Origin of the sequence: Bordetella sp. 02P26C-1 (assembly GCF_009763255.1) — a bacterium.
Classification (GTDB): Bacteria; Pseudomonadota; Gammaproteobacteria; order Burkholderiales; family Burkholderiaceae_B; genus Bordetella_A.
This window is the reverse complement of the sequence record NZ_WSJB01000028.1, coordinates 54,593-68,352: the sequence shown is the minus strand read 5'-3', so window position 1 is coordinate 68,352 and position 13,760 is coordinate 54,593. Positions and strand designations below refer to the sequence as shown.

The 13,760-nt window shown below is 62.0% G+C and carries 13 protein-coding genes; 9 read left to right on the top strand and 4 right to left on the bottom strand.

Annotated elements, in window-relative coordinates; genetic code table 11:
• Positions 1 to 54: 54 nt before the first annotated feature.
• Both GOQ28_RS16130 and GOQ28_RS16125 read right to left on the bottom strand, forming a co-directional pair.
• Positions 55 to 870, bottom strand: a complete 816-nt coding sequence (locus GOQ28_RS16130; protein WP_160349717.1) for a BPSS1780 family membrane protein — start codon at positions 868 to 870, stop codon at positions 55 to 57.
• Between the two features lie 14 nt (positions 871 to 884).
• The gene (locus GOQ28_RS16125) at positions 885 to 1,853 is read right to left on the bottom strand and encodes a homoserine kinase (protein WP_160357180.1); all 969 of its coding nucleotides are present in this window, start codon (positions 1,851 to 1,853) and stop codon (positions 885 to 887) included.
• A gap of 159 nt (positions 1,854 to 2,012) precedes the next feature.
• Between GOQ28_RS16125 and dusA the strand changes: the two genes are divergently transcribed.
• Positions 2,013 to 3,002 (top strand): tRNA dihydrouridine(20/20a) synthase DusA, encoded by a 990-nt coding sequence (gene dusA / locus GOQ28_RS16120; protein WP_255448222.1) that lies wholly within the window; start codon positions 2,013 to 2,015, stop codon positions 3,000 to 3,002.
• Positions 3,003 to 3,014: 12 nt separating this feature from the next.
• Here the strand turns inward: dusA and GOQ28_RS16115 are convergent, their stop codons facing one another.
• Positions 3,015 to 3,485 carry a CBS domain-containing protein gene (locus tag GOQ28_RS16115; protein ID WP_160349714.1) on the bottom strand — a complete coding sequence of 157 codons (471 nt, stop codon included), beginning with the start codon at positions 3,483 to 3,485 and terminating at the stop codon, positions 3,015 to 3,017.
• Entirely contained in the window at positions 3,479 to 4,828 is a 1,350-nt protein-coding gene (locus GOQ28_RS16110; RefSeq protein WP_160357179.1) for a YihY family inner membrane protein, read from the bottom strand. The genes GOQ28_RS16115 and GOQ28_RS16110 overlap by 7 nt, the downstream gene beginning before the upstream one ends.
• A 49-nt stretch (positions 4,829 to 4,877) precedes the next feature.
• On the opposite strand from GOQ28_RS16110, the gene GOQ28_RS16105 reads away from it, so the two are divergent.
• The 8 genes from GOQ28_RS16105 to asd all read left to right on the top strand — a co-directional run bounded on the left by GOQ28_RS16105 (position 4,878) and on the right by asd (position 13,753).
• On the top strand, positions 4,878 to 5,255 hold the full coding sequence (locus GOQ28_RS16105; protein WP_160357178.1) for a DUF2069 domain-containing protein: 378 nt from the start codon (positions 4,878 to 4,880) through the stop codon (positions 5,253 to 5,255).
• A gap of 64 nt (positions 5,256 to 5,319) precedes the next feature.
• Positions 5,320 to 6,852 (top strand): protein adenylyltransferase SelO, encoded by a 1,533-nt coding sequence (locus GOQ28_RS16100; RefSeq protein WP_160357177.1) that lies wholly within the window; start codon positions 5,320 to 5,322, stop codon positions 6,850 to 6,852.
• A 128-nt stretch (positions 6,853 to 6,980) separates the two neighbouring features.
• A complete protein-coding gene (gene aroC / locus GOQ28_RS16095) occupies positions 6,981 to 8,042 on the top strand; it encodes a chorismate synthase (RefSeq protein ID WP_160357176.1) in 1,062 nt (353 codons plus the stop codon).
• An 84-nt stretch (positions 8,043 to 8,126) separates the two neighbouring features.
• Positions 8,127 to 8,942 carry a M48 family metallopeptidase gene (locus GOQ28_RS16090; RefSeq protein WP_236844394.1) on the top strand — a complete coding sequence of 272 codons (816 nt, stop codon included), beginning with the start codon at positions 8,127 to 8,129 and terminating at the stop codon, positions 8,940 to 8,942.
• A 299-nt stretch (positions 8,943 to 9,241) separates the two neighbouring features.
• Positions 9,242 to 10,645 (top strand): 3-isopropylmalate dehydratase large subunit, encoded by a 1,404-nt coding sequence (gene leuC, locus GOQ28_RS16085; RefSeq protein WP_160349708.1) that lies wholly within the window; start codon positions 9,242 to 9,244, stop codon positions 10,643 to 10,645.
• 13 nt (positions 10,646 to 10,658) lie between these two features.
• On the top strand, positions 10,659 to 11,309 hold the full coding sequence (leuD, locus tag GOQ28_RS16080) for a 3-isopropylmalate dehydratase small subunit (RefSeq protein WP_160349707.1): 651 nt from the start codon (positions 10,659 to 10,661) through the stop codon (positions 11,307 to 11,309).
• A 50-nt stretch (positions 11,310 to 11,359) separates the two neighbouring features.
• Entirely contained in the window at positions 11,360 to 12,436 is a 1,077-nt protein-coding gene (gene leuB, locus GOQ28_RS16075) for a 3-isopropylmalate dehydrogenase (RefSeq protein ID WP_160357174.1), read from the top strand.
• 186 nt (positions 12,437 to 12,622) lie between these two features.
• A complete protein-coding gene (asd, locus tag GOQ28_RS16070) occupies positions 12,623 to 13,753 on the top strand; it encodes an aspartate-semialdehyde dehydrogenase (RefSeq protein WP_160349705.1) in 1,131 nt (376 codons plus the stop codon).
• Positions 13,754 to 13,760: the final 7 nt, after the last annotated feature.

The following is a 13,760-nucleotide window of genomic DNA, read 5'->3' as shown; positions in this document are numbered from 1 at the left end:
ACTGCATTGCCTGCGCGGGCACACCGTGCCCGCGTCTGTAAATGACCGGGGAGTTCAGCTTCCCGGTTGAGCGGGCTGATCCGGCCGCTGGTCCGACTGCGCGAGCGGGTCCTGAATATCGAACACCGTTGTATAGGCGGGATAGAAACTGCAGTACAGGACGCCACCGGCCGCGATGTTGAACGGGATCTGCAAGGTCCCCGCCAGCTCGGGCGACAGGCCGATGCTGACCAGCACCCCGGCGCACAGATCGATGAACAGAAACACCAGCACCCACGTCGCGCCGTAGACCAGAAATGGCAGTTTGTTGCGCCAGCAGGCCACGCCCGAATAGAACAACGCCTGCGGCAAGCGCAGTCCATGCCAGGCGACCAGAATCGGGGTATGCCAGAACAGCGCGGCAATCACGAGGTAGGCGACGGCGAATAGAATCACCGGCACGCGCATGGCCTCCAGGAAGGGCGTCAAATCCTTTTCCATGGAGGCAACGCGCAGGCCTTCGGTCAATTCGCTCGAAAAGGGCAGGAAGGTTACCAGCCCGGCCGTGATGCTCAGGCCGGCATAGAGCGCACCCATCACCAGCAGTTTTTTCAGAAGGCCCGGGCGCGTCAAGGGTTGCGGCCACATCGATGGCAGCATCGTACGGCCGGCTTCGATGTGTCTGCATGCCGCCAGCGTCATGACGGTGATGATCGGCATCAGCGCCACGAACAAAAGCGGGCCGACGGGCGGGGTGAACGTCGCAAACATCACCAGCAGGCTGATGAAGAGCGCCCAGGTGAACACGGCCAGGGGCTGCTTCTTGAACAGACCGAAGCCGTCGCGAACCCATTGCCAGCCATAGGATGCGGGTAAGGATGCTGCTTGCATTAGTCTTGTCTCGCTCAGGGCAATTCGGGCAAGGCTGCGCGGTGGCGTGCCAGCAACACTCTTTCGAAGTGTCGCGGGTCATGGGGTTTTAGCGTCTGAGCCGGGCGCGGCAGGTAGTAGTCGTACAGCCGCGACAGCCAGAACCGCAGTGCGGCGGCGCGCAACATGGTGGGCCACGCTTGCCGTTCGGCGTCCGTGAACGGGCGCACTTCGGCATAGGCCGCCAGCCATGCTTGGACGAGTTCAGGAATGAACAGGCCGGTCTCGCGTTCAATGCACCAGTCGTTAACGCTGACCGCCACATCAAAGAGCCAGGTATCGCAGCCGGCAAAATAAAAGTCGATGAACCCACCCATGAGCGGATCGTCGAACGTGCCCGCGAACAGCACGTTGTCGCGAAACAGGTCGCAATGGGCAGGCCCCGACGGCAACGTCTGCCATGCCGGGTCTTGCGCGGCGCGCTGCTGCGCCGCCAGCTCAGCATTGAGCAGCTGCGTTTGCGTGGGATCAAGGAAAGGCAGCACCTTGGGCGCGGTCTCGACCCACCAGGCCAGACCGCGCAGGTTAGGCTGCTGCAGCGGAAAATCCTGCGCAGCCAAGTGCGCGCGGGCCAGCGTCGCACCCGTCAGCCCACAGTGCGCAGCACTTGGCGCGGGCTCGTATCCACCGGGCAAACGGGTCACGATGGCGCACGGTTTGCCATGCAGCGTCGTTAACCGGCTGCCATCGCGCAATGTCTGCGGCTGCGGCACCGGCACGCCGCGCGATGCCAGATGGTGCATTAGCTCGATGTAGAAAGGCAGTTGCGCCTGTGTGAGGACTTCGAAAATCGTCAACACATACTCGCCGCGCGTGGTCATCAGAAAATAATTGGTATTTTCGATGCCGGCGGTGATGCCGCGCAGCGACACCAGGTCGCCCAGATCGAATTGCGTCAATAGCGTGCGGGCGTCGGTATCGGAAACAGGGGTGAAAACGGCCATGGGTCAGCGAGTCAGGTTAGACGGCGGCAGGATAACGGTGATGCCGGCCGAAAGGGGCGCAGCAATTTTAGTCTACGTAATCGGATGCCAAGAGCGAACCGCCCGAGCAAAACAGGGATACACCGTAAAATACGTGATTCCCTTGCGTGTTTAGGTATGTTGAAGCCCTCCGACTGGCGGCTATGCGTCGCCCCGATGATTGATGTCACCGATCGCCATTGCCGTTTTTTTCACCGGCTCTTGGCGCCCCGGGCGCGTCTGTACACCGAGATGATCACGACCGGCGCACTGACGCACGGCAAGCTCGATCGGCACCTGGATTTTGACCCGTCCGAGCATCCCGTCGCCTTGCAGCTCGGCGGCAGCGAGCCGGCGGCGCTGGCGCGCGCGGCGAAGCTGGGCGAACAATGGGGCTATGACGAGATCAATCTGAATTGCGGTTGCCCGTCAGAGCGTGTTCAGCAGGGCGCCTTTGGCGCTTGCTTGATGGCCGAGCCGGCCTTGGTCGCGGATTGCGTCAAAGCGATGCAGGACGCCGTGAGTGTCCCGGTCACCGTCAAACATCGGCTGGGGTTGGACTATGACGAGTCCTATGCCTTCGTGCGCGATTTTGTGGGCGCGCAATACGATGTGGGCTGCCGCGTATTCATTGTCCATGCGCGCAACGCCGTGCTCAAGGGGCTGTCGCCCAAGGATAATCGCGAGATTCCGCCACTGCGCTACGACGTGGCGCGCCAGTTGATGGCCGATTTCCCGGATGCGATCTTTGTGCTGAACGGGGGCATCGCCGATGCCGACCAATCGGTGGCGGCCTTGGCGGATTTTCATGGCGTCATGTTGGGCCGTGCCGCATGGCATACGCCCCGGGTGCTGACCGAGGTGTCGGCCAGACTGTGGCCGGAAGATGCCATCGCCACGGATGCTGAGGTGGTGGAAGCGATGGTGGGATATACCGCGCAGCAAGTGGCGCGCGGCGTGCCGCTGCGGGTGATGACGCGCCCGTTGCTCGGGCTATTCAGCGCCCAATCCGGCGCACGCCGCTGGCGGCGCATGCTCTCGGATGCGGCGCGGCTGTCTTCCGACGACCCCGGCTTGATCCGTGAGGCTTGGCTGGGCATACAGCGAGCCGCTGGCGAAGCCGTTGCTTGAGGGTGTCCGGCGTTATTCCGACTTTGGCGCCTCGGGATCGGTGTCCGTGGGCCAGTCGCGGATATAAGCCTTCAGCATATTGTTTTCGAACTGCTGAGCCGCCACGATGGCCTGCGCCATATCGTAGAAAGAAATCACGCCCATGAGGGTGGGGCCATCCATGACCGGAATGTAGCGCGCGTGCTTTTCCAGCATCAGGCGCTGCACTTCCTCGGCGCTGGTGTTGGGCGAAACGCTGACCGGCGCGTCGTCCATGATGGCGCGGATCGTGGTCTTGCCCCAGTCGCGGTCGGTGTGGTCGTGCAGATGACGAATGATTTCGCGAAAGGTCAGCATGCCAGTCAGCATGCCGGATTCCATGATGACCAGCGAGCCGATGTCTTGTTCGCTCATGGTCTGTACCGCCTGCGCGACAGGGGTATCGGGGGTCGCGGTGTAAAGGGTGTGCCCCTTCACGCGCAGGATTTCGCTGACTTTCAACATGATGCTTCTCCAGGGGGCGGCGGCCCCGATTTTATTGGTGTATTGGCGAGCGGCGTCGGCTGGGCGTCGGTGGCCATTTCCTTCGTTGGCCCGGCTCGCTCGAGCTGGTCCAGCGAGGGGGCAGGGGCTCCGGCCAGCGTGGCCGCCGCGATTTCGATGATCTGTGGCTGTTCGCGCAACCGGGGCTGCGCGCGGTCAATCAGAAAGTGGTCTACCACGGGCGCTAGGGAAATTTTACGAGGATCGCAGGCTAATACCCAACGGTCTTCCGCTGTGCGTGCGACCAGGCCCATATCTTCGAGCCTTTCCAGCACCAGGTTAAGCTCGTCCTGGTGCAGGTGCAGGCGGCGCGCCAGGGTGCTGGCGCGTTTGCCCGCCGGGCGGTGGCCTTGCGCGCGATTGAGTGCGCGCAGCACGGCTATCGCATCGATATACACGGCGCCAGGCTGACGTTGGATTTCCCAGCGGCCCATGCGGATCAGCGGTAAATTCGCCGCCATCGTCGCGCCGCACAACACGGCCAGCCACGATAGATAGATCCACAGCAGGAAAATCGGCAATGTGGCAAAGGCACCGTAGAGCACGGTGTAAGTCGGAAAGCGCGCCACGTAATAGGCGAACGCGACCTTCATCAGTTCCAGCACGACAGCCGTGGCGAAGCCGCCCGCCAGCGCGTCGCGCCATACCACCTTGCGATTCGGCACCACGACAAACAAGGCGGCAAAGCCCAAGCCGGTGAGCACGACGGGCACGATGTAGAGAATCGCACTCATGATCTCCGGCACGTCGCGCACCAAGCCCATCGATTCGCGGGCGACATAAGAGGTCGCCCAGAGGCTCGCGCCCGCGACCACGGGCCCCAGCGTAATCACCGCCCAGTAAATCAGCGCGCGCTGCGGCAGCGGCCGCTGGCGTGTTACGTGCCAGATATCGTTAAAACTCTTGTCGATTGTCATGATCAACAAGATTGACGTGACGATCAGGAAACCGCCGCCAATGGTCGTCAGTCGCGTCGCCTGGCGCGCGAACTGATTCAGGTAATTCATGATGTTGTCCGACACCGAGGGCGGCATCAGACTGGTTTCCAGAAAATGATCGAGCGCGAGGCGGAATTCCTGGAAAACCGGAAAGGCGGTGAACAGCGACAGTACAACGGCCAGCATGGGCACCAGACCCAGCACCGTGGTGAACGTCAGCGCCGAAGCCACCTGGAGCAAGCGTTCTTCCGCCGCTCGGTGCGCAGCGAATTGCAGCATTTTCCCGGCACGCGACCACCTCCGCGTGTGCGGTGTAGCGGTGGCGGCGGGCTGCGTGGCAGCGGGTGGCTCAGCGATGCGGCTCATCGGGCGATAATAGCAGTTCGAATGGCGTTTTTTATGGGCAAAACCCGGGATGAATGCTGAATTGAACCCTCGTTTCCGATGGGCGGCCTCGGCCTCGTTGCTGGCTTTAATCGTGCTGTGCGTCGCCTGGGAAACCGTGCTGGCGCCCATACGGCCGGGGGGATCCTGGTTATTGCTCAAGGCGTTGCCGCTGGCGTTCCCGCTGCGAGGCGTGTTGAAGGGCAACGTCTATACCTATCAATGGGCATCGATGCTGGTGCTGCTGTACCTGATGGAAGGCGTAGTGAGGGTCATGTCGGACCCCGCGCCCGTTTCCGCCGCGCTAGCGGGCATGGAAGTTGCCCTTTCACTCATATTCTTCATTTCGGCGCTTTGCTACGTACGACCCGCCAAGCGCGCGGCGCGCAGCCAGCGATCGGCTTCTTAAAACGCGGCCCCGTTCGGCTGCCGCGAGCCTGACCCTATACTTTTCGTTGACGGATTTCTCGACTATGACTTTATCCACCTCGGGGCTGCATGACGACCTGAGCCAACTACGGCTGGACAACTCGTTTGCGGCGCTACCGTCAACGTTTTATACACGGCTGCAACCGCAGGGCTTGACGCAGCCGCGTCTGCTGCATGCCAACGAGCAGGCGGCCGCCCTGATCGGGCTATCGCCGCGTGCGCTGCAATCGGAGGCGTTTTTGCAGGTGTTTTCCGGCCAGCAGCCGCTGCCTGGGGGCGATACGCTGGCCGCCGTCTATAGCGGCCACCAGTTCGGTGTGTGGGCCGGCCAATTGGGCGACGGCAGGGCACATTTGCTCGGTGAAGTCATCGGACCCGAGGGAAACTGGGAATTGCAGCTAAAGGGCGCGGGCATGACCCCGTACTCGCGCATGGGCGATGGACGCGCCGTGTTGCGGTCGTCCGTGCGCGAATATCTGGCCAGTGAGGCCATGTACGGGCTAGGCATCCCTACGACGCGTGCGCTAGCGTTGGTGGTATCCGACGATCCCGTGCAGCGCGAAACCGTAGAGACCGCAGCCATCGTCACGCGCATGGCGCCGAGCTTCGTGCGTTTCGGGTCATTCGAGCATTGGGCCTCGCGCAAGCAGCCCGACGAACTGCGCACGCTGGTTAATTATGTGATCGACCGGTTTTACCCGGAATGCCGACAAACGCCCAAAGGGGAAACCGCGGACGAAAAGGGCGCCATTCTGCGTTTTCTGGACGAGGTCACCCGGCGCACGGCGTTGCTCATGGCTGATTGGCAAGCGGTGGGCTTCTGCCATGGTGTGATGAACACGGACAATATGTCGATCATGGGGCTGACCTTGGATTACGGCCCTTATGGCTTCATGGACACATTCCAGCTTGACCATATCTGCAATCACTCGGATACCCAAGGCCGCTACGCCTGGAACCGTCAGCCCTCGGTGGCGCTGTGGAACCTCCATCGGCTGGCTAGCAGCCTGCACACGCTGGTGCCGGACGGCGACGCGTTGCGCGCGGTCTTGGATCGCTATGAGGCCCAGTTCATTCAGGCGTTTCACGCGCGGATGGCCAAAAAACTCGGCATTCAGCACTGGCGGGCCGAGGATGAGGCGTTGCTCGATAGTCTGCTCAAGCTTATGCATGACCAGCGTGCTGATTTCACGCTGACATTTCGCCGGCTCGCGGATGCGGTTCGTGGTCAGACGCAAGGGTTTCAGGATCTGTTCATCGATAGAGCGGCCGCGCAAGCCTGGTATGAACAGCTGGCCGCGCGCCATGCCGAAGATCCGATCGCAGAGGAGTCGGCAGCCGACGACGCCTCAGCCCAGCTTCGGGCGGACGCTATGGACGCCGTCAATCCGCTTTACGTGCTGCGCAATCACTTGGCCGAACAAGCAATCCGCGCGGCCAAAGAGGGTGACGCCAGCGAAATCGAAACCTTGCTGACCCTCTTGCGCGATCCCTATCGCGCCAAGCCCGGCTATGAGTCCTACGCTGCATTGCCGCCCGATTGGGCGGGGGGAATCGAGGTGAGTTGCTCGTCGTGAACGGCCGGGTGCGTATCGCCTGCGCGCATTCACATCCGCTGCCGATTGTCACAGCTGCTCGTCAATACCACGCCCGCGTGATGTCATAATCGGGCCTGCCCCTTAATGCTTCCTGACTCCTTTCGTTTATGTCCGGCAACACACTCGGTACTCTCTTTTGCGTCACCAATTTCGGTGAATCCCATGGTCCGGCCATTGGCTGCGTGGTGGATGGCTGCCCCCCGGGGCTCGCCCTGGATGCCGCCGATATCCAAGCCGAGCTCGATCGTCGCCGTCCCGGTACGTCGCGCCACGTGACGCAACGCCAGGAGGCCGATCAGGTCGAGATTCTGTCCGGGGTCTATCAGGGACGCACCACCGGCACCGCTATCGCGCTCTTGATTCGCAACACGGATGCGCGCAGCAAGGACTATTCGAACATCGCGGACACGTTCCGCCCGGGTCATGCCGACTTTACCTACACGCGCAAATACGGCCTGCGTGACCCCCGCGGCGGTGGCCGTTCTTCCGCGCGGCTGACCGCGCCCACGGTGGCCGCGGGCGCCATCGCGAAGAAATGGCTCGCCGAGCAGCATGGCATCCGGATCCGTGGATACATGAGCCAGCTCGGGCCGATCAAGATTCCCTTTGTCTCCTGGGACGATGTGCCCGGCAATCCTTTTTATGCGCCAAACGCGGCCATCGTGCCTGAGCTGGAGGCCTTTATGGACCAGTTGCGCCGCGACGGCGATTCGATCGGTGCGCGCGTCGAGGTGATCGCCGAAAACGTGCCCGTGGGCTGGGGCGAACCCATTTATGACCGCCTGGATGCCGATATCGCCCACGTGATGATGGGCTTGAACGCTGTGAAAGGCGTGTCCATCGGCGCGGGCTTCGATTGCGTCACGCAGCGTGGTTCGGAGCATGGTGACGAGATCACGCCCGATGGGTTTATCGGTAACCACGCGGGTGGCGTGCTGGGCGGCATTTCCACCGGGCAGCCGATCACGGTGTCGCTGGCGATCAAGCCCACTTCCAGCATCCGCGTCGAGCGGCGTTCCATCGATAGCAATGGGCAGCCCATCATGGTGCAGACGCTGGGCCGGCACGATCCCTGCGTCGGCATCCGGGCCACGCCCATCGTCGAAGCCATGTTGGCGCTGGTGTTGATGGATCACGCGCTGCGCCATCGCGCGCAGTGCGGGGCTTGATCGGATCATTCGCCGCCCCGGTCCTGAACTGTCGGATTCAACGAGTCGCCTTGGAGAACTCAAATGACCGCGAAGCATAAAAACATGATGCGCCGCATGCTGGCCAGCGCTGGCTTGGTAGCCACGCTCGCCCTGGCGGGCTGCGCTGGCGTGCAGACCACCCAATCGGGTACCGTGGGCGTGCAGCGTACGCAATATATGTCCAGCCTGGTGCCCGAGCAGGCGCTCGTGCAAGAGGCGGGGCAACAGTATGCCGAAATGATCCAGCAGGCTAAATCCCAGAATGCACTGGATCGGGACCCCGCGCAGGTCAAGCGCGTGCAAGCCATTTCTCAGCGGCTGGTGCAGCAAGTCGGCGCATTCCGTCCCGATGCGGCTAACTGGGACTGGGAAGTGCACGTGATCACCTCTGACGATGTGAACGCCTGGTGCATGCCGGGCGGCAAGATGGCCGTCTATACCGGTTTGTTGAATCAGATCAAGCCCACCGACGACGAACTGGCCGCCGTGATGGGCCATGAAATTTCTCATGCCCTGCGTGAACATGCTCGCGAGCGCGTGTCTCAGCAGATGGTCACGAACGTAGGGCTTTCCGTGTTGGCCGCTGCGACGGGCGTATCGACGGATCTGGGCAGCAAGCTGACCGACGTGATGTTCACCTTGCCCAACAGCCGTACACACGAAAGTGAAGCCGATCTGATGGGTGTGGAACTCGCCGCTCGGGCCGGCTATGACCCCCGGGCCGCGGTGACGCTATGGCAGAAAATGGGCGCGGCCAGCGACGGCGCCCCGCCTGAGTTCCTCTCGACGCACCCCTCGGCGGCAACACGGATCAGCGAATTGCAGTCGGCTTCCCAGCGTGTGTTGCCGTTGTATGAGCAGTCCAAGGGGGCTAAATAGCCCGGTGCCCTGCGGGTAGTGAAGCCATCACACGGACTTCAGCAAAACCCTGACTGCCGGCGCCCCTCGGAAGCGCACGTCATAGCGCCTCATGGTTCAAGCCGTGAGGCGTTTTTTATTGGCCCCGACTCTCGGTCCTCGTCCCGCCTGCGCCGCCGCGTCGGCATGCTGCAGGCCCGCAAGGTGGTGCTATTTATACTAGGATAAATGATGCCGTTGTACTAGCTTGAGGGCATGGGCATAATGCATCTTTGCTTTCGATGTCCACCGGCCCAGCCGGCTACTGTGTGAGTCTATTCATGGCCCAAACCCTCTACGACAAACTCTGGAACGCGCACGTCGTGAACCAGGAATCCGACGGCACCTGTTTGCTCTACATTGACCGGCACCTGCTTCACGAGGTGACCAGTCCGCAAGCCTTCGAAGGGCTGTCCATTGCCGGCCGCAAACCCTGGCGCATCAGCGCCAACCTGGCCGTGGCCGACCACAACGTGCCCACGCTCAATCGCGAGCAAGGCATCGATGACCCGATCTCGAAACTGCAAGTCGATACGCTGGACGCCAACTGCGACAAGTACGGCATTACCGAATTCCGCATGAATGACCTGCGCCAGGGCATCGTGCACGTCATCGGGCCGGAGCAGGGCGCGACCTTGCCGGGCATGACGGTCGTCTGTGGCGACTCGCACACCAGCACCCACGGCGCGATGGGCGCACTGGCATTCGGTATCGGCACGTCCGAAGTCGAACACGTGCTGGCCACGCAAACGCTCTTGATGAAAAAGAACAAGAGCATGTTGATCAAGGTCGAAGGCGAGCTGCCCTTCGGCTGTACGGCCAAGGACGTGGTGCTGCATATCATCGGCATCATCGGCACGGCTGGCGGCACGGGCTATGCCATCGAATTCGCCGGCAGCACGATTCGCGACCTGTCCATGGAAGGCCGCATGACGGTGTGCAATATGGCGATCGAGGCCGGTGCTCGTTCGGGTATGGTCGCGGTCGACGACAAGACGATCGAATACTTCCGTGGTCGTCCGTTCTCGCCCACGGGCGTGCTGTGGGATCAGGCTGTGACCTACTGGCGCACGCTGCATAGCGATCCCGGCGCGGAATTCGACCGTGTGGTGGAAGTCAACGCGAAGGACATCAAGCCGCAAGTCACCTGGGGCACCTCGCCCGAGATGGTGTTGCCCGTTGACTCGCGCGTGCCGGATCCCGATCGCGAAAAAGACGACGTGCGTCGCAGCGGCATGGAGCGCGCATTGCAATACATGGGCTTAAAGCCCAACACCCCGTTGACCGATATCCGGGTGGATCGCGTGTTCATCGGCTCGTGCACCAACTCGCGTATCGAAGACCTGCGTGCGGCTGCCGCCGTGGCGCGCGGCAAGCGCGTGGCGTCCAACGTCAAGCAAGCCATGGTCGTGCCGGGCTCCGGTCTGGTCAAGCTGCAAGCCGAACGCGAAGGCCTGGACAAGATCTTTATCGAAGCCGGTTTTGAATGGCGCGAGCCGGGTTGCTCGATGTGCCTGGCGATGAACGCCGACCGCCTCGAACCGGGCGAACGTTGCGCCTCGACCTCGAACCGCAACTTCGAAGGCCGTCAGGGGCAGGGCGGGCGTACCCATCTGGTGAGCCCGGCCATGGCCGCCGCCGCCGCCGTGGCGGGTCATTTCGTCGACGTGCGCAACTTCCGTTAAGAGTCCAGACATCATGCAAGCATTTACTACTCACGAAGGCCTGGTGGCCCCGCTCGATCGCGAGAATGTCGACACCGACCTGATCATTCCGAAGCAGTTCCTGAAATCCATCAAGCGCACGGGCTTTGGCCCCAACCTCTTTGACGAGCTGCGCTACCTGGATCATGGCGAACCCGGCATGGACAACAGCAAGCGTCCGCTGAATCCGGATTTCGTGCTGAATCAGCCGCGTTATCAAGGCGCATCGATCCTGCTGGCACGCAAGAACTTCGGCTGCGGTTCCAGCCGTGAACACGCGCCCTGGGCCCTGACGCAATTCGGCTTTCGCGCCATCATCGCGCCCTCGTACGCGGATATCTTCTTCAACAACAGTTTCAAGAACGGTCTGCTGCCGATCAAGCTGTCCGAGCTGGAAGTCGCGCGCTTGTTCGATGAGGTCAAGGCATTCCCGGGCTATAAACTGCGTATCGATCTGGAACGTCAGGTCGTGATCGCCGCCGATGGCCGCGAGCTGGAATTCGACATCGAGCCGTTCCGCAAGTATTGTCTGGTGAATGGTTTCGACGATATCGGCTTGACGCTGCGCCAAGCCGACAAGATTCGCGCCTTCGAGGCCGAGCGCCTGGCACGCCATCCCTGGCTGGAAAGCCGGCCGATCGCCTGACGATCACTTGAAGCCTCGAACGTTTAGATTTTCATTAATAGGTTTTCTTCATGACGCATAACATCGCCGTATTGCCCGGTGACGGCATCGGCCCCGAGATCGTCGAACAAGCCGTGCGCGTGCTGAGCGCGCTGGGCCTGTCGCTGGATATCAAGCAAGCCCCTGTGGGTGGGGCGGCCTACGATCAGTTCGAACATCCGTTGCCGCAGGCCACGCTCGATCTGGCGCTTAACTCGCACGCCGTGTTGTTTGGCGCCGTGGGCGATTGGAAATACGACAGCCTGCCGCGCCAGTTCCGTCCCGAGCAAGCCATCCTCGGCTTGCGCAAGGCCATGGGCCTGTTCGCCAATCTGCGCCCCGCGATTCTGTACCCCGAGTTGGCCAGCGCGTCCTCGCTCAAGCCCGAGATCGTTTCCGGCCTGGATATCCTCATCATCCGCGAACTGACGGGCGACATTTACTTCGGCACCCCGCGCGGCGTGCGCACGGCCGAAGACGGTGCCTTCGCCGGTGAGCGCGAGGGTTTCGACACAATGCGCTATGCCGATTCCGAAGTGCGCCGCATCGCGCGCATTGGTTTCGAATCGGCGCGCAAGCGTGGCAAGAAACTCTGCAGCGTGGACAAGGCCAACGTGCTGGAAACCTCGCAGTTCTGGCGGGACATCGTGATCGAAGTCGCGCGCGACTATCCCGATGTCGAGCTGTCGCACATGTATGTCGATAACGCCGCGATGCAACTCGTGCGCAATCCGCGCCAGTTCGACGTCATTGTGACCGGCAACCTGTTCGGCGACATTCTGTCGGACGAGGCCGCCATGCTGACCGGCTCGATCGGCATGCTGCCGTCGGCGTCGCTCAATGCCTCCGGCCAAGGCTTGTACGAACCCAGCCACGGCTCGGCTCCCGACATCGCCGGGCAAGGCATCGCCAACCCGCTGGCGACGATTCTGTCGGCCGCCATGCTGCTGCGCTATTCGCTGAACCTCGCCGCCGAGGCCGATCGCATCGAAGGCGCAGTGCGCAAGGTGTTGGGTCAGGGCCTGCGCACCGCCGACATTTACGAAGAAGGCACGACGAAAGTGTCGACCTCGCAAATGGGCGACGCCGTACTGAAAGCGCTCGCCTGATAGCAGCCGGTCGTCTTCAGAGCCCGGCGAATCTCGCCGGGCTTTTTGTTTGGCATGACGCCATTTGATTCACGGTGGCGTGCCGCCAGTGCGATGCAAAACCGCACAACATCAGCCCGTTTAATCTGATAAATTGTCGGTATTGTTCGTTTTTTCCCTTATTTATCAACCTCAAGAGCATTGAAAATGACGCAAGCAGTAGGCCTGGTCGGTTGGCGCGGCATGGTCGGTTCCGTTCTCATGCAACGCATGCGTGACGAAAACGACTTCGCCCTGATCGATCCCGTATTCTTTTCCACCAGCAACGCTGGCGGCGCGGCGCCCTCGTGGGCCGACGGCGCAGGCCCGTTGCAAAACGCCTACGACATCGATGCTCTGAAAAAACTGCCGATTATCGTCACGGCCCAGGGCGGCGACTACACCACCGAGGTGTTCCCGAAACTGCGCGCAGCCGGCTGGAACGGCATCTGGATCGACGCGGCGAGCACCCTGCGCATGAAGGACGACGCCATCATCGTGCTCGATCCGGTCAATCGTCCGGTCATCGATGCGGCGCTCAAGCGCGGCGTGCGCAACTTCGTCGGCGGCAACTGCACGGTCAGCTGCATGCTGATGGGTCTGGCAGGTCTCTTCAATAACGATCTGGTCGAATGGATGACCTCCATGACGTACCAGGCCGCCTCCGGCGGTGGCGCGCAGCACATGCGCGAGCTGCTCACGCAGTTCGGTCTGTTGAATCAGGCCGTCAAGCCGTTGTTGGATGATCCCGCCTCGGCGATTCTGGAAATCGATCGCGGTGTGTTGACCGCACAGCAAGACCCCGCGCTGCCGCAAGAGCATTTCGGCGTGCCGCTGGGCGGCAACCTGATTCCCTGGATCGACAAGGATCTGGGCAACGGTGTATCGCGCGAGGAATGGAAAGCCGAAGCCGAAACCAACAAGATTCTCGGTCGCGGCGAAGCCTTCGGCACGCCGGCCACGCCGATTGACGGTCTGTGCGTGCGTATCGGTGCGATGCGCTGCCACAGCCAGGCGCTGACCATCAAGCTCAAGCGCGATGTGCCGCTGGACGAAATCGAAGGCTTGATCGCCGAAGGGACGCAGTGGGCCAAGGTCATTCCGAATACCAAGGAAGACACCGTGCGCGCGCTCACGCCAGTTGCAGTGACCGGCACGCTCGACATTCCCGTGGGTCGTTTGCGCAAGCTGTCGATGGGCCCGCAGTATCTGGGCGCCTTCACCGTGGGCGATCAGCTGCTGTGGGGCGCGGCCGAGCCGCTGCGCCGTATGCTGCGTATCGCGTTGTCGGAAGCCTGATCGCGCA